At 34.9% G+C, this 24,237-nt stretch carries 16 protein-coding genes; 14 read left to right on the forward strand and 2 right to left on the reverse strand.

The annotated features are described in order from the left end of the window. Positions 1-115: 115 nt before the first annotated feature. On the reverse strand, positions 116-1,399 hold the full coding sequence (gene fahA / locus KZH69_RS13565; protein ID WP_219318017.1) for a fumarylacetoacetase: 1,284 nt from the start codon (positions 1,397-1,399) through the stop codon (positions 116-118). 107 nt (positions 1,400-1,506) lie between these two features. Between fahA and glyA the strand changes: the two genes are divergently transcribed. The 8 genes from glyA (at position 1,507) to KZH69_RS13605 (ending at position 8,773) form a co-directional block, all read left to right on the forward strand. After that, a complete protein-coding gene (glyA, locus tag KZH69_RS13570; RefSeq protein ID WP_219318018.1) occupies positions 1,507-2,781 on the forward strand; it encodes a serine hydroxymethyltransferase in 1,275 nt (424 codons plus the stop codon). A 133-nt stretch (positions 2,782-2,914) separates the two neighbouring features. Continuing rightward, on the forward strand, positions 2,915-3,508 hold the full coding sequence (locus tag KZH69_RS13575; protein ID WP_219318019.1) for a MiaE family protein: 594 nt from the start codon (positions 2,915-2,917) through the stop codon (positions 3,506-3,508). A gap of 139 nt (positions 3,509-3,647) precedes the next feature. Next, on the forward strand, positions 3,648-4,163 hold the full coding sequence (locus KZH69_RS13580) for a GNAT family N-acetyltransferase (protein WP_219318020.1): 516 nt from the start codon (positions 3,648-3,650) through the stop codon (positions 4,161-4,163). 275 nt (positions 4,164-4,438) lie between these two features. Then, a complete protein-coding gene (locus tag KZH69_RS13585; RefSeq protein ID WP_219318021.1) occupies positions 4,439-4,903 on the forward strand; it encodes a VOC family protein in 465 nt (154 codons plus the stop codon). A gap of 120 nt (positions 4,904-5,023) precedes the next feature. Further along, complete coding sequence (locus tag KZH69_RS13590; RefSeq protein WP_219318022.1) at positions 5,024-6,118, forward strand: efflux RND transporter periplasmic adaptor subunit; 1,095 nt, start codon at positions 5,024-5,026, stop codon at positions 6,116-6,118. Then, positions 6,118-7,374: an ABC transporter permease gene (locus tag KZH69_RS13595; protein WP_219318023.1), complete on the forward strand. Its 1,257-nt coding sequence runs from the start codon at positions 6,118-6,120 to the stop codon at positions 7,372-7,374. Before KZH69_RS13590 ends, KZH69_RS13595 begins: the two co-directional genes overlap by 1 nt. Positions 7,375-7,376: 2 nt before the next feature. Beyond that, positions 7,377-8,057 (forward strand): ABC transporter ATP-binding protein, encoded by a 681-nt coding sequence (locus KZH69_RS13600; protein WP_219318024.1) that lies wholly within the window; start codon positions 7,377-7,379, stop codon positions 8,055-8,057. 230 nt (positions 8,058-8,287) lie between these two features. Further along, positions 8,288-8,773 (forward strand): hypothetical protein, encoded by a 486-nt coding sequence (locus KZH69_RS13605; protein WP_219318025.1) that lies wholly within the window; start codon positions 8,288-8,290, stop codon positions 8,771-8,773. 73 nt (positions 8,774-8,846) lie between these two features. Here KZH69_RS13605 and KZH69_RS13610 read toward each other — a convergent pair whose 3' ends face one another. Next, on the reverse strand, positions 8,847-9,416 hold the full coding sequence (locus tag KZH69_RS13610) for a pentapeptide repeat-containing protein (protein WP_219318109.1): 570 nt from the start codon (positions 9,414-9,416) through the stop codon (positions 8,847-8,849). A 484-nt stretch (positions 9,417-9,900) separates the two neighbouring features. Here KZH69_RS13610 and KZH69_RS13615 point away from each other — a divergent pair, with 484 nt between their 5' ends. The 6 genes from KZH69_RS13615 to KZH69_RS13640 all read left to right on the forward strand — a co-directional run bounded on the left by KZH69_RS13615 (position 9,901) and on the right by KZH69_RS13640 (position 24,231). Then, positions 9,901-10,296, forward strand: coding sequence for a hypothetical protein (locus tag KZH69_RS13615; protein WP_255557962.1), 396 nt, complete (start codon positions 9,901-9,903; stop codon positions 10,294-10,296). A 174-nt stretch (positions 10,297-10,470) separates the two neighbouring features. Continuing rightward, complete coding sequence (locus tag KZH69_RS13620) at positions 10,471-11,553, forward strand: efflux RND transporter periplasmic adaptor subunit (RefSeq protein WP_219318026.1); 1,083 nt, start codon at positions 10,471-10,473, stop codon at positions 11,551-11,553. A gap of 23 nt (positions 11,554-11,576) precedes the next feature. Next, entirely contained in the window at positions 11,577-14,747 is a 3,171-nt protein-coding gene (locus KZH69_RS13625; protein WP_219318027.1) for an efflux RND transporter permease subunit, read from the forward strand. Continuing rightward, a complete protein-coding gene (locus KZH69_RS13630) occupies positions 14,740-16,176 on the forward strand; it encodes a TolC family protein (RefSeq protein ID WP_219318028.1) in 1,437 nt (478 codons plus the stop codon). Before KZH69_RS13625 ends, KZH69_RS13630 begins: the two co-directional genes overlap by 8 nt. A gap of 578 nt (positions 16,177-16,754) precedes the next feature. Then, on the forward strand, positions 16,755-20,939 hold the full coding sequence (locus KZH69_RS13635; RefSeq protein WP_219318029.1) for a hybrid sensor histidine kinase/response regulator transcription factor: 4,185 nt from the start codon (positions 16,755-16,757) through the stop codon (positions 20,937-20,939). A gap of 208 nt (positions 20,940-21,147) precedes the next feature. Next, the gene (locus KZH69_RS13640) at positions 21,148-24,231 is read left to right on the forward strand and encodes a SusC/RagA family TonB-linked outer membrane protein (protein WP_255557965.1); all 3,084 of its coding nucleotides are present in this window, start codon (positions 21,148-21,150) and stop codon (positions 24,229-24,231) included. The last annotated feature ends 6 nt before the right edge of the window (positions 24,232-24,237 follow it).

The following is a 24,237-nucleotide window of genomic DNA, read 5'->3' on the forward strand; positions in this document are numbered from 1 at the left end:
TTGGCTTAAAAATATTTTTTGCAAACTTACTATTCCTTTGGTGGATTCTGTATAAAAAATTTCAAAAAAAAAACCGACAACTATAAAATTGTCGGTTGGTATAAAAATTGTTTGTTTATTGTCTTACAAAAGGAGGTAATAATTTACTAGAACATTCTCCAAAACCAATACGAACTTGTCCGTTTTGACTATATCCTTTAATAATTACAGTATCACCGTCATTTATGAATTTGCGTTCGGTGCCGTCGTTTAATTTAATTGGATTTTTTCCGCCCCAAGTCAATTCCAGCATCGATCCATAGCTATCTGGTGTTGGTCCGGAAATAGTTCCGGAACCCATCATGTCACCAGAGTTAACACGGCATCCATTTGACGTGTGGTGTGCCAGTTGCTGACTCATCGTCCAGTACATGTATTTGAAATTGGTTCTGGAAACAACAGTTGGTGATGCATTTTCAGGGGCAATGGCTACTTCAAGATTAATGTCAAATGAGTGTTTTCCTTTTTGTTGTAAATAAGGAAAAGGAGTTGGTTCTTGTTTTGGTCCTTTGGTTCTAAAAGGCTCAAGAGCATCTAAAGTGACTATCCATGGAGAAATTGATGAACCAAAGTTTTTAGCCAAAAATGGTCCAAGTGGTACATATTCCCATTTTTGAATATCGCGTGCACTCCAGTCATTTAGTAAAACCATTCCGAAAATATAATCTTCGGTTTCACCAATAGGAATATTTTCTCCCATGATATTAACGTCTGTTGTAATAAAGGCAGTTTCCAGTTCGAAATCGACCAAACGAGAAGCACCAAAAACAGGCATAGTTTCACCATTTGGTAAAGTTTGTCCCATTGGTCTGTGTACCGGAATTCCAGATGGAATAATAGTGGAGCTTCTACCGTGGTATCCTACTGGAATATGAAGCCAGTTTGGTAATAAAGCATTTTCTGGATCACGAAACATTTTCCCAACATTGGTAGCGTGTTCTCTGCTAGAATAGAAGTCAGTATAATCACCAATTAATACAGGAAGTTGCATTTCGACATCTTCCATGTTAAAAATTACGATATCTCTATGTTTGGGGTTATCTCTTAATTCGGGATTTGTTGCATCAAAAATTTCGGCAATTCTATTTCGTACTAATCGCCATGTTTTTTGACCATCAGATATAAAGTCATTCAAGGTATCTTGCATAAACATATCGTCTGTCAATTCGATTCCTTCAAAGTAATTTAATTGTTGTAGTGCACCTAAATCGATTGCGAAATCGCCAATTCTAGAACCTACCGTGACGATATTTTCTTTGGTAAGAAAAACTCCGAACGGAATGTTTTGAATGGGGAAGTCACTGTCTGGCAGTACCTCTAACCATGATTTTCTACTGGTATCGTTTGCTGTTATTGGCATGGTAATGTTAATTGTTTGTTGAAAATTACTTGTCAAATATATTATAATCTAACAGTTAAACAAACGTTTTTTTGTATTTTTGCGTCAAATTAACGAAAATCAAAGAAATGCAACGCGACGAACAAATTTTTGACCTCATTCTTGAAGAACAAGACAGACAAATACACGGACTAGAACTTATTGCTTCTGAAAACTTTGTAAGTGACGAAGTTATGGAAGCAGCTGGATCTGTTTTAACGAATAAATATGCCGAGGGTTATCCAGGCAAAAGATACTACGGAGGATGCGAAGTAGTTGATGTAGTTGAACAAATTGCTATCGACAGAGCCAAAGCATTATTTGGTGCTGAGTATGCAAACGTACAACCTCACTCAGGTTCACAAGCAAATACAGCCGTATTTTTTGCTTGCTTGAAACCAGGTGATAAAATTTTAGGTTTCGATTTATCTCACGGAGGACACTTAACTCACGGTTCACCAGTAAACTTTTCTGGACGTTTGTACAATCCTGTTTTCTATGGTGTAGATAAAGAAACCGGTCGTTTGGACTATGATAAAATTCAAGAAATTGCTACTAAAGAACAACCAAAATTAATCATTGCAGGAGCTTCGGCTTATTCTCGTGATATGGATTTTGAGCGTTTCAGAGTGATTGCTGATAGTGTTGGTGCTATTTTGATGGCCGATATTTCTCATCCTGCTGGGCTTATCGCCAAAGGTTTGATGAATGACCCAATTCCTCATTGTCATATCGTAACAACTACAACTCACAAAACGTTGCGTGGACCACGTGGAGGTTTGATCATGATGGGTAAAGATTTTGAAAATCCTTGGGGTTTAACTACACCAAAAGGAGAAATCAGAATGATGTCATCTTTATTGGATCTTGCTGTTTTCCCAGGAAATCAAGGTGGACCATTAATGCACATTATTGCGGCCAAAGCAGTTGCTTTTGGTGAAGCATTGCAAGATGAGTTTTTTACTTATGCTAGACAATTGCAAAAAAATGCAAATGCTATGGCAGATGCTTTCGTAAAAAGAGGGTACAACATTATTTCTGGAGGAACTGACAATCACATGATGCTGATTGACCTTAGAAATAAAGGAATTTCTGGAAAAGAAGCCGAAAATGCATTGGTAAAAGCTGAAATTACCGTAAATAAAAACATGGTTCCATTTGATGATAAATCACCATTTGTTACTTCAGGAATCCGTGTGGGAACTGCTGCAATTACCACTCGCGGTCTTGTTGAAGAAGATATGGAAACTATTGTTGCTCTAATCGATAGAGTTTTGATAGATCACACTAACGAGGATGTTATCGAAGAAGTAGCTAATGAAGTAAATGAAATGATGAGCGAAAGAGCGATCTTTGTGTTCTAAATTTTTGTTTTAAAGTTAAAGAGTTTAAAGTTTAAGGTTTTGTATTGTGCAAAAGTTAGAACTTTAAACTCTTTTCGTTTTCAAGAAAAACTTAAGCTTTAAACAAATTTTTAAACCTTAAACAAATTTTATAATGTCAGTACTAAGATTAAAATTGCCAACCGATCCGAGATGGGTCAACATCGTTGAAAAAAACATAGAAGAGATTCTTACTGATCATGCTTGGTGCGAACAAAAAGCGGCTACGAATGCCATTACCATAATCACGAATAATTCGGAGCACCAGGATTTAGTAAAGGATTTATTAGCTTTGGCCAAAGAAGAAATTGATCATTTTCAACAAGTCCACAATATCATCATCAAACGCGGTTTGAAGCTTGGTCGTGAACGCAAAGACGATTATGTTAATGAATTGTATTTGTACATGAAAAAAAGTGGTGACGGTAGTCGTGTTTCTGGTTTGGTAGAGCGATTGTTGTTTTCGGCTATGATTGAAGCCAGAAGTTGTGAGCGTTTCAAAGTACTTTCTGAAAATATTCAAGATGAAGAACTGTCTGTTTTTTACAGAGATTTGATGGAAAGTGAAGCGGGTCATTACACCACTTTTATTACCTATGCCCGAAAATATGGAGTGGGAATAGATGTCGAAAAGCGTTGGAGAGAATGGCTTGAATTTGAAGAATCCATTATTGCCAATTATGGTAAGAATGAGACGATTCATGGGTGAGAATGGTGTTCACTGTTCAGGTCTATAGTGATCACTTGATTACTTCTTCTGAGTTTTGGTTTTTGATTTCTCAATTCTGAGTCTATACTCTATTTTCTTTGTTCTATATTTCTGTATTCTTATATATTTCTAACCTCCAATGATTTCAATAGTTCCCGCTACAGCATACGATTACACAATAATTCGAGAAATCGCGTTTCAAACTTGGCCTACTGCCTATGGAGCAATCCTTTCGAAAGCGCAATTGGATTATATGTTGCATGCTTTTTACAATGAAGAAGCCTTAAATGATAGTGTTACCAATAAAGGACATCATTTTGTACTAGCCAAAGAAGGCGAGGAGACTTTAGGTTTTGCTTCTTATGAGCATCATTACAACCAAAAAACGCAAACCAAGATTCATAAAATTTATATTTTACCCCAAACCCAAGGTAAAGGAATTGGCAAAAAGCTAATAGATTTTGTCGAAAATGCTGCCAAAAAAAAGGATTCGACGGCACTTTCATTAAACGTAAACCGATTCAATAAAGCATTGTATTTCTATCAAAAATTAGGATTTGAAATTGTAGAAGAAGTCAATATTAAATTGGAACATGGTTACTTAATGGAAGATTATGTGATGGAGAAATCGATTAGTTCTCCTATTCAATATTGAATTTGTTACAATCTTAAAATACGTTTAAAGAACCCTTTTGAAAATAACGCATTCGATTTTATCTATAAAGTTCAGGATTGATCTATTACCTTTATTTTTTAAATCGTGTTTACTCAAACCAAAGACTGTTGAAGTTACGGGAGAAATAAGTAAATCAATTTTTTTAATATATTAATTTAATGTAACATTCTGTAGTACAGAAAAATGAGTATATTTAATGTTCTATTTACGAGAGTGATTTATTAGCTAAATAATAACTTAAAAAAATTGAAGACATGCAAACATCACACATTTACCCGGGAGCGCACTCTTTGAATGCTTACATAACAATCAACGGATGCAGTGACGCTATTGAGTTTTATAAAAAAGCTTTTGGAGCAATAGAAAAAGGTCGATTGCTGATGCCAGACGGTAAAATTGGTCATGCAGAAATAGAGATTGAAGGCTCTTTACTGATGATGGCCGACGAGAATATCGATTGGGGAAACAAAAGTCCATTAACCATTGGGGGAAACCCAATGTCTTTTGGTTTGTATGTAAAAGATGCCGATGCTGTATTTCAGCAAGCACTCGATTCAGGCGCAATCTTAGTGATGGCAATCGAAGATATGTTTTATGGAGATCGAGTAGGGCAGGTTATGGATCCATTTGGATATAAATGGATGATTAGTACGCACAAAGAAGACGTGAGTTTTGAGGAGACCAAAAAGCGATTTGACAACATGATGTCTGTACAATAATCATTTTATCAAACTGTTGATTAAAGAGTAATTATGCAATAATCATTGGTCTTTTGCATATTTTTAAGTCGTATATTTATGTCAGTTTTCGTATGTAAATAAGCGTCAAAAAAATATAAAATGGATTTCAAATCAATACTTGTTTGTGGATCAGCTTTTTTTATGATAATAGCTTGTTCCAAGAAAGATAACGGAGAGATTAAGCCCACTTTAGGAGATGTAACAGAAAGTGTTTATGCGTCAGGTGTAGTAAAGGCTGAAGGGCAATATATTGTTTATGCTACAGTAAATGGGAATTTAAAAAAAATAGATGTAACGGTTGGACAAACAATATCTGTGGGTCAAAAGTTGTTCGAATTAGACGAAGACCAAGCTAATTTGAATACTCAGAATGCAGCATTAGTCTACAAACTCAGTCAGGAAAATAATCAATTTGCTAAAGATCGACTTGCCGAAATTGAAATGAAAATTCAAACTGCAAAAAACAAACTGCTTTTGGATGAATCTATTCTGAAAAGGAATAAAAAAGTCAAAGAGTTAGAATATATTTCGGATGTAGAATACGAAAGATTAGTACTCACTTATAAAACTTCAAAACTAGAATATGAAGTTGCAGTTAAACAATTGGCACAACTCAAAGCTCAATTGAAAAATGATGAAAGTAGAAATAACAATACACTAAAAATCAATCAAAGAAACCAAAACGATTTTACTGTTAAAAGCGCTTTCTCAGGACAATTATTTGATGTGTTGGTTCGAGAAGGAGCTTATATTACACCACAAATTCCGTTAGCAACCATTGGTAAAGCCAATTCTTTTTTGTTGGAACTTGAAGTCGATGAAAACGATATGGTTCGAGTAATCCTCGGGCAAAAAGTATATGTTACTATGGATAGTTACAAAGGAGCCGTTTTTGAGGCAATAATTGATAAAATTTATCCAATTATGGCCGAGCAATCCCGTACTTTCAAAATTGAAGCTCACTTTGTAAAACCACCTGCTAAGCTTTATCCTAACTTGACTGCCGAAGCGAATATCGTTATTAAAACCAAAAAGAATGTAATTACAATTCCAAAAAACTATTTGATTCAAAACAAATATGTTCTGGTCAATAAAAACGAAAAAAGAAAAGTAAAAACCGGCTTGAGCGATTATCAAAAAGTCGAAATTTTGGAAGGTCTAAAACCAGACGAATCTATTTTTAAACCCGAATAATGAACTTCAAACTCATTTTAAACATTGCATTGCATTTGCTTAAAGCAAGGCTCAAACAAACTATAGTTGCCGCTATTGGAGTGACTTTTAGTATTGCGATGTTTATTGCTCTGGTTAGTTTTATGAATGGATTAAATGACCTTTTGGACGGTTTGATGCTCAACAGAACACCTCATGTGCGTTTATATAACGATATAAAGCCATCAGAACATCAGCCGATAACTTTGACAGAAGCTTATAAAAACAGCACTAATTTTATAAGATCCATAAAACCAAAAGATATTGGTAAATCGATTTACAACAGTAAAGCTATTATTGCTTATTTAAAAAAAGACCCGCGTATTATTGATGTGGCACCAAAAATAACAACCCCCGTTTTTTTTAATTCAGGAACGATTGAAATTTCGGGAGTTATAAATGGAATTGATGTTTTGTCAGAAGAGAAAATATTTAAAGTTAGCGAATACATTATTGAGGGAAAGGTGACTAATTTGCTGCAAAATAACAGCATTATTCTTGGAAAAGGGCTTGCCGATAAAATGATGCTCACTGTAGGTGATATTATTAAAATTACTTCTCCCAGTGGGAATTTATCTTCTCTTAAAATTGTAGGTATCTCTCAAATGGGTATTGCCGAGGTAGATGATGTTTTGAGCTATACTTCATTGGATACTGCTCAAAAATTACTAGGTGAACCCACCAATTATATTACCGATATTCAAATACAATTGCACGACAAAACAATTGCACCCGAACTTTCCAAAGAGTTTCGAGAGAAATTTAATTTGGATACCATTGATTACAAAACAGCTAATGCACAATTTGAAACAGGAAGTAGTGTTCGGACTATTATATCCTATGCAGTGGGAGTTGTGTTGTTGATTGTGGCTGGTTTTGGGATTTATAATATTCTAAATATGATGATTTATGAAAAAATGGACAGTATTGCAATTCTAAAAGCTACAGGCTTTTCAGGGAATGATGTAAGGTGGATTTTTATTTCTCTTTCGTTAATTATTGGATTTGTGGGTGGCATCTTTGGATTGTTGTTTGGTTTTATTTTTTCTTCAATTATAGATGTGATTCCGTTCAAGACTACTTCTTTGCCTACTATTACAACCTATCCTATTTATTATGATGGAATTTATTATGTCATAGGAATCATTTTTGCCTTATTTACAACCACAATTGCGGGCTATTTTCCAGCTTCAAAAGCAAGCAGGATAGACCCAGTAGAAATTATTAGAGGAAAGTAATTATGGAAAATAATAAAGTATTGGAAACCATAGGGCTAACAAAATATTTTTATGATCCTGTTAAATTTAAAGTGCTATCGGCAATAGATTTGAGTATTGACCATGGCGAGTTTGTTTCCATTGTGGGCAAATCGGGTTGCGGTAAATCGACCTTATTGTATTTATTGTCTACTATGGATACCGATTATGAAGGACAGATATTTATTCATAATGAGCTTGTAACAGGGAAGGCGGATAAAGTATTAGCTCAAATAAGAAATGAAAATATTGGTTTTGTATTTCAGTTTCACTATTTGTTAATTGAATATAATGTTTTAAGGAATGTAATGTTGCCTGGACTAAAATTAGCAAAATATTCAGAGCAGGAATTAGAGCATCGCGCACTAGAGCATTTAAAAACGTTGGGTATGGAAGATCAAGCGCTAAAAATGCCAAATCAATTGAGTGGTGGACAAAAACAGCGTGTTGCCATTGCTCGGGCTTTGATAAACGATCCTTTGATAATAATGGGAGATGAACCAACGGGGAATTTAGATAAGAAAAATAGCAATCTGGTTTTTGATATTTTTAAAGAATTGACCTTAGAAAAAAAACAAACATTACTCATTGTTACTCATGACACCGATTTTGCTAATAAAACCAATAGAATTATTACGATGGAAGACGGAAGAATTATTTCTTGATGAAATTACACAGTTAATTCTTGTTTTGATTTTATTTAAAGCGATAATCGAAATCCTAAATAGGGAATTTCAATTTTTATAAAAGCCCAAACCATCGGTTTTTGATTTTAAGTAATATTTTTTTGTTTTTTTAAATTAAAAAATTGAAATATAAACAATTGAAAGTCTTAACTTTACTTAATATTATTGTAGGATTGGATAATCTTTTTTAATTTAAAAACAGATTAATTATGGAATCACAAATTGCAATTTATGATACCCACGAGAAAGCGATTAATGCTATCAAGGAGTTAAGCCAAAATGATTTTCCCATGGAAAATGTTTCGTTGTTAGGCAAGGCAGAAGTGATTGAAGATCATATTCAGATCAAGTCACTGGATACCATAAAAAAAACGCCCGCTATGGTTGGTATGGGAGCAGGAACGTTAATTGGTTTGCTGACTGGAATTGGTGTATTTGCGATTCCGGGTTTCGGCTTTTTGTATGGAGCTGGTGCACTTATTGGAATCATTGCGGGACTTGACTTGGGGCTAATTACAGGTGGTTTTATTTCACTTTTAGCTTTTACCGGGATAAAAGAAGAACAAGTAGTTAAATGCCAAGAACATCTGAAAGAAGGAAAATTTGCGGTGCTAGTAAATGGTTCCGTTAAAGAAATTGAAACTGCAAAACATATTTTGCACACCGAAGGGAGTCATCTTGAGTTTATTAGCTGAAAGGGTTGATTTAGATTTCATTTTTTCAGTCAGTACTTTTAGGGTCTGGGATGTGATTTTCTTTTTCAAAAAATTAGTTCACGATGATTTCATGTTTATAAAGCAAACCTTTTAAGCCTTCCAACGAAAAAATGGCTTTCTTCAATTTGGTGGTTTTTGGGTCAATGGTATAATTGTAACTAGTTTTAAAATCAGCTTTGTTGGCGGTAGCTTTCGCAAATTCGGCTCGGTATAAATCGCAATTTTCAAAAAGAACTTCAGTCAAATCGGTTGCCATAAAATCTACGGCAATCAAACTGCAGTTGATAAAGGGAGTCCCTTTTATTTTCAAAGTATAAAATTTAGAAAAATCCAGGACACAATTGTTAAAACGAACTTCGAAAATGAGTTTGTTGCACATCGCAAAATTCACGTCCTTAATTTCACATCGATTGAATGTTGCGGTTCTCAATGCCACATGATTGATTTTAGCTTCACTAAAAATACATTCATTAAAAACACAATCAATAAATGTGACATCAATAAAGTTACAAGCCGAAAACGTACAGTGATTAAATGTACAACATTCAAACTCCTTAAAATTGACTTGATCCACGCCATAAGTGAGATTATTGTACTCGATGTCTAGAAAGTATTCTGGCATTAATACGTTTTGTTTTTTTGAGTTGAAATTATAGATATCGGCAAAGAAACGAATTTTCATTATTTTTAAAGACTGGAAGGGAAAAAAACACTAAAAAAGAAGACTATTTGAAACAATTACATTTTTAGGAGCACAGCATTCCGCAATCAACAGCAATATTCCCGCTGTACATTATATCTTTTCATCTCGTCTCGTTCCTAAAAACGAGGCGAGATGAAAAGGATGCCATTTCCATCGGGGCTAGGAGACGAGTGCTGTTGTAATAACTACTTTTCATATAAAGAAAAGCCCTTTTTTATATGAAAAGATTAAGAAAATATTTTTTTGTAGTTTTTTATTGATTAATTTAATAAGAAATTATTGTTAACATAACACAAAGCATACCTGATTATCAACGAAAGAAAACGTTTTCGTTGACTTTTTTCAGTTTTGCATGCCAAAAAAAAGTTTTTTTATTTCAATCTTTTATTATTTTCGCAGCCAAATGAGAGTAATTATAAATTTCATATGTCTGTGTGTTTTTCTGCTAGGTGGTGGACAGTATCTTCATGCTGCTGCGCATCCTGGTACTATCAGCGACTCTCCCTCTTGGAATTTTGTAAAAAAACAACATGTAAAACTTAGAACTGCTGAACCTGGAAGTGTCTTAATTGAAGATGCTGACGTAGATTTAGACGAAGAATTCCACAGAAGCGATGATCTTAAAAATGGTGGTGCCAATAAAACTTTAGCTGTAAAACATAGCTTGTTAGACCACTGGTATTTGACATTTTCCAGTACCTTTATTTTCAAGGATTACTCTAAACTACTTGAAATCTTCACGCCCAATTGCGGCTATTCTAATCCTATTTACCTAAGAATAGGAGTTTTAAGAATTTGATATATACTATACATCGGTTACCAAAAGTGTGATCCTGTATGCCTATTGGGTGTATATTAAATTTATCTCATCTCGTATGACGGTTCAGGTCTCACGCTGGTAACTGATGGTTTTTTATGCCTTAAGGAATTTCTGTATTCCATCTGTTTAATTGCTTAATTATCATTTTTTATCATGAAGAGAATTATCGTGTTCACGGGTTTAATTGCCCTGTTGTCCCTTGCTAGCTGTACAACTAAAAAAGAAGAAAAAGAAGAAGCCGGTACATTTACCGTTACCAATCCAGTACAAATTGACACTTCGTTTACCAAGCAATATGTTTCGCAGATTCGCTCCGTGCGAAATATTGAAATTCGTGCCCAGGAAAAAGGATACCTGCAAAATATTTATGTTGATGAAGGTCAATTTGTAAAAGCAGGTCAAGTTTTGTTCCGAATCATGCCAAAAATGTATGAGGCCGAATTGTTGAAAGCTCAAGCTGAAGCTAAAGGAGCAGAGATAGAATTGCAAAACGCAAAAAGTCTTGCCGATAAAAATATAGTTTCAAAAAGTGAACAGGCTATGGCTCAAGCAAAACTGGAGCAAGCTAAAGCCGAAGTTGCTTTGGCAAAACTCCATTTATCCTTTACCGAAATCAGGGCTCCATTTGATGGAACCATCGACCGAATCCCTAAGAAATTGGGAAGTCTTATTGATGAAGGTGAATTGCTGACCAGCCTTTCAGACAACAGTCAGGTGTATGCTTATTTTAATGTTTCAGAGCCTGAATATCTCGAATATCAAACCAATGTAAAAGGCCGTGCTGATAACAAAGTTGGTTTACTTTTGGCTAACAACGAAAATTTTAAATATAAGGGTAATGTTGAACTTGTAGAAAGTGAGTTTGATAATGAAACCGGTAATATTGCCTTTAGAGCAAAATTTCCAAATCCAAACAAACTTTTAAAAAATGGGGAAACAGGTTCGGTGCTTATGACCGTTCCAGAGAAAAATGCGTTGGTTATTCCACAAAAAACCACTTATGAAATACAGGATAAGATATATGTTTTTGTAGTTGATAAGAACAATGTTGTAAAATCAAAAGAAATTACCATTGCTGGTTCCATGCCAGATATCTATGTGGTTAAAAGCGGTATTACCAAAAATGATAAAATTCTGCTAGAAGGAGTTCAAAAAGTGAATGATGATGACAAGATAGAATACACGTATCAGAAACCAGAAGAAGTGTTATCTCATTTGAAATTAAAAGCAGAATAGTTTTAATACTTAAATCATAAAAAATGTTTAATAAATTTATAGAAAGACCCGTACTTTCAATAGTAATATCGTTGATGATTGTCTTGCTTGGTATTTTGGCTATGACCCATTTGCCTGTTACACAATTGCCTTCTATTTCGCCTCCAAAAGTAAATGTCACTGCGGAATATCCTGGAGCCAATAATGAATTATTGATTAAATCTGTGGTAATTCCATTAGAAAGAGCGATTAATGGTGTTCCTGGAATGAAATACATTGCATCGGACGCAGGTAATGACGGAGAAGCTTCGATACAAGTAGTGTTTAATCTTGGTACAGATCCAAACCAAGCATCGATTAACATTCAGAACAGGGTGGCATCGGTGGTTAATAAATTACCGCCACTTGTCGTTCGTGAGGGTGTTAAAATTACGAGAGAAGAATCTAATAATTTAATGTACATCAACGTGTACAGTAAAGATCCAACGATGGATCAAAAGTTCTTGTATAACTTCACGGATATCAATATACTTTCGGAACTTAAAAGAGTAGATGGAGTTGGTGATGCCGATATTATTGGTAACAGGGATTATGCCATGCGTGTTTGGTTAAAGCCAGACCGAATGTTAGCTTATAAAATCTCTGCCGACGAAGTAATGGAAGCATTGAGCCAGCAAAGTTTGGAAGCTTCTCCAGGTAAAACAGGAGAAAGTTCAGGGAAACGTTCCCAATCATTTGAATATGTATTGAAATATTCTGGACGATTTACCACTAAGGAACAATATGGGAATATTATTTTAAAATCGAATGCTAACGGTGAAATACTGCGTCTGAAAGATGTTGCTACTATAGAATTCGGAAGTTCGATGTACGATATCTATTCCAACTTAAATGGTAGACCTTCGGCTGCAATCGCCATTAAACAATCATACGGTAGTAATGCAACTCAAGTTATTAAGGATGTAAAGGAAAAATTAGCAGAAATTAAAAAATCTTCATTTCCAAAAGGGGTAGAATACGAAATAAGTTATGATGCTTCAAAATTCCTTGATGCTTCTATCGAAAAAGTGGTTCATACTTTAGTTGAGGCATTTATATTAGTGGGATTGGTGGTGTTCTTATTTTTGGGAGATTGGCGTTCGACAATTATTCCTGCCATTGCAGTTCCTGTTTCACTTGTTGGAACATTTGTTTTCATGCAGTTTTTCGGAATTACAATAAATCTTGTTACTTTATTTGCACTTGTTTTGGCAATTGGTGTCGTTGTTGATGATGCCATTGTCGTAATCGAGGCTGTACATGCCAAGATGGAAGAAGATCCTCATCTGGGGCCACTCAAAGCTACTAAAAGAGCCATGCATGAAATTAGTGGTGCTATTATAGCGATTACATTTTTGATGGCAGCAGTGTTTATACCTGTTGCGTTTATGTCTGGTCCAGTTGGGATATTCTACAGACAGTTTTCTATCACAATGGCAACAGGAATTATTTTGTCAGGTGTTGTAGCATTGACGCTTACACCTGCATTGTGTGCTATGATGTTGAAAAAATCGCACGGTATTGTAAGAAAGAAAACCCCGTTGAACAATTTCTTGGATGGTTTCAACAATAAATTCAACCAACTTACTGGGAGATATCAAGGTGCATTGGGGAAAATCGTTAACAAAAGATCCATCACTTTTGGAATGTTTATTACTTTTTGTGTTGGAATATTTTTCTTGAACAATAATCTTCCAACAGGGTTTATTCCAAACGAAGACCAAGGAATGTTCTACGCTATCATACAAACACCTCCTGGTTCCTCTTTAGAAAGAACCAATGATGTCGCTCTAAAATTGCAAAAAGTTGCAGAAAAAATAGAGGGTGTAAAATCAGTATCGGCATTGGCTGGATTCGAAATTCTAACCGAGGGAACAGGGTCCAATTCTGGAACTTGTTTGGTTAACTTAAAAAGTTGGGAAGATCGTAAACATTCTGCCAATGAGATAATGAAAGAGCTAGAAGAAAAATCTAAAAACATTAAAGGTGCTACACTTGAATTTTTTCAACCACCAGCGGTACCGGGTTATGGTGCTGCGGGAGGTTTTGAATTGCGTTTGCTTGATAAAGCAGGATCTGGCGATTACAAAAAAATGGAAACAGTGACCAATGATTTTGTAAAGGTTTTGAATAAACGACAAGAATTAGCATCAGTATTTAGTTTTTATAGCGCTAGTTTTCCGCAATATATGATGCGAATAGACAACGATATTGCTCAGCAAAAAGGAGTTTCAATCGATAGTGCGATGAATACGCTTTCTACATTAGTGGGTAGTAACTATGAAATCAGTTTTATTAAATACGACCGACAGTACAAAGTCATTGTTCAAACATCTCCCGAATATAGAGCTATGCCGGAAGATATTTTGAAATTGTATGTAAAAAACAATCGCGATGAAATGGTACCGTTTTCAGCATTTATGCATATGGACAAAGTATATGGATTGTCTGAAATTACAAGGCATAATATGTTTAATTCTTCTGAAATAAGTGGTCAATCTGCACCTGGATACAGTAGCGGAGAATCTATTAAGGCAATTCAAGAAGTGGCAGAAAAATCATTGCCAAGAGGATTTGGTATTGATTGGGCAGGTATTTCCAAGGATGAAGTAGGTCGCGGTAACGAAGCTATTTATATTTTCTTAATCTGTTTGCTTTTTGTTTATTTAGTTTTAGCGGCACAATATGAAAGTTTTGTATTGCCATTCGCGGTAATTCTATCGCTACCTGCGGGTATTTTTGGTTCATACTTATTACTGACAATCTGCGGATTAGAAAACAATATTTATGCTCAAGTAGCCTTTGTAATGCTTATTGGATTGTTGGGTAAGAATGCCGTTTTGATTGTAGAATTTGCTGTCCAAAAACACGAATCCGGATCAACAATAATAGAAGCTGCTATGGAAGGCGCCAAAGTAAGATTCCGTCCGATATTAATGACATCATTTGCATTTATTGCGGGGCTAATACCGTTAGTTTTTGCTTCTGGTCCAGGTAAAATTGGAAACCGAACAATTGGTACAGCGGCTCTTGGCGGGATGCTTCTAGGAACTGTTATAGGAGTATTGCTAATACCTGGCTTGTATTACATATTTGGTAGTATTGCAGCAAAAATCAAGATGGTCAAAAAACAAAATAATAATCCATTAACCGAAGAAATTGATCACCATGTATAAAATAAAGTTATATCAATATCTTATCCCGCTGGGCATTTGCCTGGCGGTGGTAAGTTGTGCACCAGCTAATGCGCCATTGGCTGAAAACAAGACTGTTCCGGAATCTTTCGATAAGAGTATGGGGACAGATACAACCAATACATCGACCACCCCATGGCGTACTTACTTTAAAGACTCAAATCTGGTAAATTTGATTGATACAGCCCTGAAAAACAATCAGGAATTGCTGATCACTTTGCAGGAAATTGAAATCGCCAAAAACGACATCCGGGTAAAGAAAGGCTTGCTTTTACCAACCGTTGGTATTGGAGCAGGAGCAGGAATTGAAAAAGTGGGAAGGTACACCAGTCAGGGAGCCGGAGATGCATCCACAGAAATAAAACCTGGTAAGGAAATGCCAGACCCGTTGAGCGATTTCAAACTGGCGGCTTATGCCCATTGGGAAGTTGATATCTGGAAAAAACTGCGTAATTCCAAGAAAGCGGCAGTGAGCCGATATTTATCAACGGTTGAAGGGAAAAACTTTGTGATAACGAATCTTATCTCTGAGGTGGCCGATTCGTATTATGAATTACTGGCTCTAGACAGCCAGTTGGAGATTGTTAGAAAAAATATCGAATTGCAAACAAACGCTTTAGAAGTTGTGAAAATTCAGAAGGAAGCTGCTAGAACGACCGAATTGGCCGTTCAAAAGTTTCAGGCTGAGGTCTTGGCTTCCAAAAGCATGGAGTTCGATATTCTTCAAAACATAAAAGAAACAGAGAATAAAATCAATTTCTTACTTGGACAATATCCACAGGAAATAAGAAGGGACAAAACTAATTTCATGGGTTTGATGCCTTCGGTAATCAATTCTGGGATTCCATCGCAATTGTTGGCCAATCGTCCCGATATCAAACAAGCCGAATTAGAACTAGAAGCGGCAAAGTTGGATGTAAAAGTAGCACGTGCTGAGTTTTATCCTTCTCTTGATATTACAGCGGCTATAGGTATTAATGCCTTTAAACCGTCTTATCTTTTTACGCTTCCTGAGTCGTTATTGTATTCATTAGCTGGAGATTTGGCTGCACCGTTGATTAACCGAAATGCCATCAAAGCGGAGTATAGCACTGCCAATGCGCGGCAACTTCAAGCTTTGTACAACTACGAGCGTACCATTCTAAATGCGTATTTGGAAGTATCAACCCAACTTTCCAAAATTAATAATTTAGAAAAAAGTTATGATCTAAAATCGCAGGAAGTGGTTGCAATGAATCGTTCGATTGATGTGGCTGGAGATTTATTCAAGTCAGCCAAAGCCGATTATTTTGAAGTTTTGATGACTCAACGCGATGCATTAGAATCGAAACTCGAACTCATAGATACGAAAAAAGAACAACTCAACGCCTCCGTACTTGTGTATAGAGACTTAGGTGGAGGTTGGAAATAATTCGGTTGTTATAATTGTGATTAAGCCTTAAACATTGAAAAATGTTTAAGGCTTTTTTTTTATTAACAGTTATTATGTGCAATTGAATTTTAGGAGCAGAAAATTTTGCAATCAACTACATCAGTCCTGCTGTCCACTATATCTTTTTATCCCGTCTCGTCCCTAAAGACGAGACGGGATAAAAAGGATGTCGTTCCCATCAGGGCTAGGCGACACATTTTCAGTATTGTTTTAGTTCTACAAAACAGTTGTTAAATATGGACTTACAGCTACACATTTTTTCTATTTTATTAATTCAGCAGAGTAACAGTATCTAAAAGGTTTGTACTTAGTGACCTGTTAGCACAACCCACAAACTATTTCAGGAATGATTTAAAGAGCTTGTCTTTTTTTGTACATTTGGTTACTTGATAATTATTTCGATTCCTTCAAGAAAACTTTTTTCTTGTATTAGTTCTACTTCTTCAAAATAATCCGATTATTGTATGCATCTTAAGAAAAGGAACGAAAAGAATGTTTGTGATAGGGCTAATAATCACATGGTTGATTTCAAAAAAAAATATAAAATCCTTATTAAATTGAAAATTAAAATTATATTCGTCAGCTTTATTTTTGCAGGATTTATTTCATGTGATCATAAAGAGAATACTTCATATCGGGATAATCGATTGACTAAAAGAATCGAGATTAACAATAAACTAATTTTAGATTCATCCAAGACTTCAGATTTAAAATATTCGTTGGAGCAATTGGATAATACCAAAGGTTTGTCCAATAGTTCCGTTAATGCTATTTTTCAGGATTCCGAGAATTTACTTTGGATTGGAACCTGGGATGGATTGAACCGATATGACGGAAATAGTTTCAAGATTTTCAGACCTGAGTTGGACAATGAAAACAGCCTGAGTAATCAGGTAATCCTGAAAATAGATGAAGATAATGCTGGTCAGATTTGGATATTGACCATTCATGGTATTAATCGTTATAATAAAAAAACAGATGCATTCCAGCGATTTTACTTTTCCAGAGAAAATAAACCGCCATTATCAGAATCAGAATTTAACATGGCATTGGATGCTTCCAAAAAAGTGTTTTGCGCCGTAAAAGAGTGGGGGATTGGTTATTTTGACGGCACTGCTTTTAAATTGTTGACAGGTGAAAAATTTTCGACAAAAGCGGTCAAAAAAATGAAATTTTCTCCAACAGGAGAATTATTGGTCTTGTTAGAGAACGATGAACTCTATGCTTTGTCTCTTAAAAAAGCCAATGATGGGAAAAATATAATTTCAAAAGTAGAATTAATCTCAAAAAGAATTCGAACGTTTGAAGTGATTTCCAATCAAAAAGTCTGCATCATTCCAAATTCAGGAAATGCTTTTTTACATTCTTTATCCGATAATAAAAATCAAATTCTTTCAACTCAAAAAATTGACAATATCATTGGTCATATTCCAGAGGGTATTGTACTTTCTGATAAATCTGGGTATTTTATACTGGATAATTCCGGAAATATCGTTTCCAAACCATGGTTAAAATATCTGAAGAGTCAAAAGGTTACCACATTATTGCAAGGAAGTGAAAATGTGCTTTGGACAGGAACCGATGGAGATGGCTTATTTAAAATATATCCACAGAAAAAAGCTTTTAATTTAATTTCAAAAGCGCAAGTTCCTGAGCTGGATGGGGGAATTATCAGAACATTTCTGGAAGTGGACGGGAATTCTTTTTTGGTTGGTACAAAAGGAAAAGGATTGTTTCGTTTTTCCTCTAATTTTTATCTAGATCCGGAAAAAGCATTACAGTATCAAAACTTCAACGAAAGTAACAGCTCAATAAATAATGCTGTATTTGCTTTATGCAAGGGTCAAGATAATCTTGTTTTTGTTGGTACAGATGGAGATGGAGTTACGGTTTTTGACCTTAAAAAATCTAAACTTATTAATTGGTCAGCTATAGATGGGAATGAAAAATGTGATTATTTTAAGTCAACTTACACTATTTCGCAGGATATAAATGGATTTATATGGCTTGGAACTAATGGCTATGGAATGATTCGCTGCAAAATTGAGCGTTCTGGAGACAAATTGAAAGTAACGGAATTCAAGCGATATCTTGCCGATAGCAACAAAGCAAAATCACTAAGCAGTAATATTATTTTCTCCATAGTTCCTAGGAACGACAATCAGCTTTGGATTGGAACGCGATTGGGGGGCCTTAATCTTTTTGATAAAAAAACAGAAGAATTTTACACTTATAAAAATATCAAAAATGATCCAAAAAGTTTATCCAACAATGATATTTTGTGTTTGCAGACAGACGTAAATAACCGACTTTGGATAGGAACAAGTTTTGGTTTGAATGTATTGGAAGATTTAAAGAACAATGGCAACGCCGTTTTTAAGAGCTTTACCGTCAAAGAAGGATTGCCCAATAATACCATCCATGGAATTGTTGCCGACAAAAAATCCAATCTTTGGATAAGTACAAATTTTGGTTTGTCCAATTTTAATCCTAACAGTTTTAAGTTCATTAATTACACTAAAAACGAGGGTCTTCAGAATAATGAATTTGCTGATGGTGCATTTTATCAAGATCAGAAGTCTGATTTTATTTTTATGGGCGGAATAAAAGGATTTAATTATTTTTTGCCCCAAAAAATAAAAGAATCTTCCGTTATTCCTGATATTTTGATAGATAAAATCAGTGGCCAAAATCAGCCTATTCCATATTATCAAGGACTTGTGATATCTCCCGATTCCAAGACAAATCCCTCCATTGTTTTGGACCATAATCAAAACTTTTTTGATATTGAATTGGCGGCTCTTACCTATGTTAACAGTGAAAAATGCCAATATGCCTATCAATTAATGCATTTCGATAAGGGTTGGAACACGATTAATAATCGAAGAATTATTTCCTTTACAAACGTTCCAAAGGGGAATTATTCTTTATGGATAAAATGGTCCAATAGCGACGGGGTTTGGAGTAAACCGGTTCATGCTATTGATATTAGGGTTAAACCCGTGTTTTGGCAATCCAATCTGGCTATTGTAATCTATTTGATACTAACAACCCTTTTTGTGCTTTTTGTGCTGAGTTATTACAAAAAGCGTCAATCATTGAGCCAAAATATTCTTTTTAGAAAAAGAGAGGAAGAACTGCACGAAAACAGGCTTACTTTTTTTACGAATATTGCCCATGAATTTCAGACTCCTTTGACTTTGATTGTTGGTCCTGTTCAAAAACTATCTGAAACGGCAAATCTTAGCGAACGCAATCAAAAGTTTCTGCAGATGATTCAGCGCAATTCGTCACGGTTATTGTTTTTGACACAACAATTATTGGAGTTTCGAAAAGCGGAATACGATTATCTGGAGATAACAGCAAGAGAATTTGATCTTGTCAGTTTGGTAGAACAAATCGCCGAATTGTTTGATGAATGGGCATTGGATAAAAAGATTGATTATAATCTTGACATTCCATCTGCATTACAAGGCTGGTTTGACAAAGATAAGATCGAAAAAATAGTTTTTAATTTGATGTCAAACGCATTCAAATACACTCCAATAAAAGGGAAAATTGATGTTAAGTTTACGCTTCAGGATGATTCCAAAAGGTTGAACATTACAATAGTAAATACTGGGAGCGGAATTCCGAAAGAGAAATTAGACTCGTTATTTGATCGATTTTTTCTGTCGGATACAAATAAAGCGCCAGACAATGATTTGTTTAGGACCGGTATAGGATTGGCTTATATTAAAAAACTGGTGACCGTATTGAGAGGTGAAATTCTGGTTTCAAGCATAGCTAATGAACAGACCACTTTTACCGTTCTCATTCCTTGTAGTAAAGAATCTTTTACCGAAAAAGAATTAGATGTAGAAGTAAGCCCGATTTTGATTTCGCATCATCTTAAAAATATTCTAGAAGAGATTCCGAACAAGTCGGATGATACACCTGATAAAATTGTTTCATTAGAAGATATTCAAGACACTCGCCAAACAATTTTACTTGTTGAGGACGAGAAGGAAATTCATTTGTTTCTTAATGATTTATTAGGGGAAAAATACAAAATCATACCTGCTTATAATGGACTGGAAGCCCTTGAGATTCTTGAAAAGGAAATGCCCGACATTATTATCAGCGATGTAATGATGCCGATGATGGATGGGGTAGAACTTTGTAAAAAAATCAAGCAGGATATTAAGACCTGTCATATTCCCTTTATTATGCTTACCGCAAAAGATTCCGTTATCCATAGAATTGAGGGACTGGAAAGTGGTGCCAATTCTTATATTCCGAAACCTTTTTACCCGGACCATTTGTTAATACGAATACAGAAGCTTCTTGAAGAAAAAGAATTAATACTAAAGCATTTTACACAAGACACACTTACAGAAAATCTGTCTACGCTACCGATAAATAATGATGAAAAAGATTTTGTAAAAAAAGTGATTGAACTGATTCGTTCCAATATTGACAATGAAAATCTTCAAAGCTTGTTTATTGAAAAAGAATTAGGCATCAGTAATTCGCAATTGTATCGAAAAGTGAAACAGATTTTTGGCTTTACTCCGGGAGATTTAATTCGAACGATACGATTAAAATATGCAGCAGAACTTTTACGTAAAAATGTACTTACAGTATCTGAGGTGTGCTACCAATCCGGTTTTAATAACCGTTCCTATTTTTATCGTGAGTTTAATAAAATGTATAATACAACGCCTAAAAACTATCAGTTGAAGTACAAAGGAAAGTACTAAATAAGTTTTAAAATACTGAAAATCAACACTTTTTTAAAAGGTGTACACTTTTGATGAAATAGTGTACACCTTTTTTTGTGTCTACTGAATAAATTTACGAAATCGTTTTTTGATTATAAAAAAAACTATTAACGCATTTAATCAACCTAATTTTTATTAACATGAAAAATTTAACTCGAATTAGCAATCAATTTAATAATTCCTTATGATGAGAAAGAAAATTATTTATAATTTGTTCCTGTTTGGAATAATAGTGTCAGGAAGCATAATGCATGCTCAATCGGTAAAAGGGAACGTTTCGGATAGCAGCGGTCCAATACCTCAGGTGAATGTTGTTGTAAAAGGAACCTCTTTAAGTACTTCAACAGATTTTGATGGAAACTATAGTTTAAATAATGTAAGTGCTGATGCTGTTTTGGTATTTAGTTATATTGGATACAAAAACAGAGAAATTGCTGTTAATGGACAAGCTGTAGTGAATGCTAAATTAGAAAGCGACTCGCAAAAATTAGATGAAGTAATTGTTGTAGGGTATTCAAGTCAAAAAAAGCAATCAATAACAGGTGCCGTAGCACAAGTAGACATGGGTGAATTGGCTAAAACAAAAGTGGCTGATGTAGGTCAGGCTTTGCAAGGACAAGTTGCCGGTGTTTCTGTTTCTGCGAATACAGGTGCTCCTGGAGATGGCCTTAAAATACGTATTAGAGGAGAAGGTACACTAGGGAACAACGACGTACTTTATGTTGTTGATGGTGTTGCAACCCGTGATATTTCTTTCTTGAATATGTCTGACGTAAAATCGATGACTGTATTAAAAGATGCTGCTGCTACCGCAATTTACGGTTCCAGATCTGCAGGTGGGGTTGTAATTCTTACGACTAAAAGTGGTTCTAAAGGGAAATCGAATATTGATGTAGAATATTACTCCGGAACCAATTTTGCTACAAATCTTCCTAAAATGCTAAATGCTAATCAGTATTTGACAGTAATGGATCAGGCTTGGCATAATTCTAATAATAATCCGGCTGGGGCAATTAGCCCATATAAAACAGATCAAACTAACGGAAACGTTAATGGAATACCATTATCGGATACCAATTGGTTGGACCAATTATTTACTTCTGGAAGAACTAATAATTTACAGCTTTCGGTTAGTGGAGGTTCAGAGAAAACACAATATTTAATATCTGGTGGTTATTTTGGACAGGATGGTATAGTGGTTGGTGACAATGACACCTACAGACGTATTAATTTTAGAACCAATATTAATACCGAAGTTACAGATCGTTTCAAAGTTGGAACAAATCTTCAGATAACTAGTACTAGACAAGATAAAATGTCTTCAAGCGGAGACGCTCCAGGGGTAATTAGACATGCTTTATTGCGTCCATCGGTTTTAGGAGTTTATAAAGATGTAAATAATCCAACTTATAAAGCAAATGATCCGTACACCGATTTACCTTTTTATTTGAATAACAATCCTAATGGAGGCTGGAGTCAAAATTATGAATTTACGTCAAATCCACTTGCAATAGTTCATTTTACAGATGATGTACGTTCTGCTTTTAAAACTTTTGGGAATGTATATGGTGAATATGCGTTCTTAGCTGATAAATCACTGAAATTCAAAAGTAATTTGGGAGCTGAAATCACTTTCGATCATAACAAAGCTTTTGGAGAAAATTTTGGAGATGATAACGACAATAGTGCAAATGAAACGTATCCTGGACAAGGTAGGCAAAATAGACCTTCAAGCTTGAATGAAAATAGAGGTGAAGCGACTACGTTTACTTTTGCAAATACTTTGAATTACACTAAAACTATTGCTGACAAACACAGTATTAGTGCATTATTAGGATCTGAAACTGTATCATACGACCAGTCTGCAGTAGGTGGAAGCAGACAAAATTATAATAATACCACTGATCCTTTCCGTTATCTTGATTATGGAAGCGATGTCAATAAACACAGTTCAGGATCTGCAGAAAGTTGGAATCTTATTTCTTTCTTTGGATCTGCTAATTATGGATATGACAATAAATATTTAGTTTCAGGTACCATAAGAGCTGACGGTTCTTCTCGTTTTGGACCTAACAACAAATGGGGTTATTTCCCTTCTGTTTCTGGAGGATGGGTAATGTCTAAAGAAAAATTCATGGAAAATGCAAAATGGATTTCTAATTTAAAATGGAGAGCCAGTTGGGGACAATCAGGTAATCAAGAAATCCCTAATAATGCCTATGAAACTCTTGTTACCGAAACAGGCGGTATCGTGAATATAGTTCGTTACGGTAATCCAGATTTAAAATGGGAAACTACTACACAAACTAACTTTGGTGCTGATTTGAGTGTATTGGATAATAAACTGACTTTCTCAGCAGATTATTTTGATAAGACTACCGATGATATTTTATTGACTGTAGGCTTACCATCATCTACCGTTGGTCAAATTAACAGAACTTATGTTAATGCAGGTGTAGTAACTAATAAAGGTTTTGAATTTGGAGCTAATTTCCAAAATAACGACCACGATTTTAAATACGGAATCAATGCAAACATTGCCACACTAAAAAATAATGTGGAGCAACTTCAGCAATATGTTACGGAGATTGTTGATGACAAGAGCCATACTAAAACGGTAGTTGGACAACCTATCAGTTCTTATTACGGACTACAATTTGATGGAATTTATCAAAATGCTGCCGAAGTATCTTCTACTTTATTCTCTAATGAAAACGGAGCAAAACCGGGTGATATTAAGTTTAAAGATTTAAATGGAGATGGTCAAATTAATGCTGATGACAGAACGTTCATTGGAAGTTCAATACCAAAAGTAACATACGGTTTCTCATTTAATGCCGAATATAAAAGATTTGATATGTCATTCCTTTTCCAAGGGGTTTCAGGTGTAGATCGTTACAACGATTTAAAACAAATTTTGGATTATGATAGCCGTCCTTTCAATTCTACTACTGCAGTATTGGGAGCATGGAATGGAGAAGGAACAAGTAATACCACTCCACGTAATACACTTAATGATAATGGAGGAAGCCAAGTTTCCAGCGTTTTTGTTGAAGATGCGTCGTATTTACGATTAAAAAATCTTGAGATCGGTTATACTTTTGATCCAAAAATCATAGGTGATACGTATTTAAGAATGTATGTATCAGGTCAAAATTTGTTGACTTTCACGAACTATACTGGTTTGGATCCAGAATCGACTTCTTTCATAGATCAAGGAACTTATCCTCAATCTACTTCAATCCTAATAGGTTTAAAATTTAAAATTTAATAAGCG

The sequence above is a fragment of the Flavobacterium taihuense genome (assembly GCF_019351435.1).
In the GTDB taxonomy this organism is placed as follows: domain Bacteria; phylum Bacteroidota; class Bacteroidia; order Flavobacteriales; family Flavobacteriaceae; genus Flavobacterium; species Flavobacterium taihuense.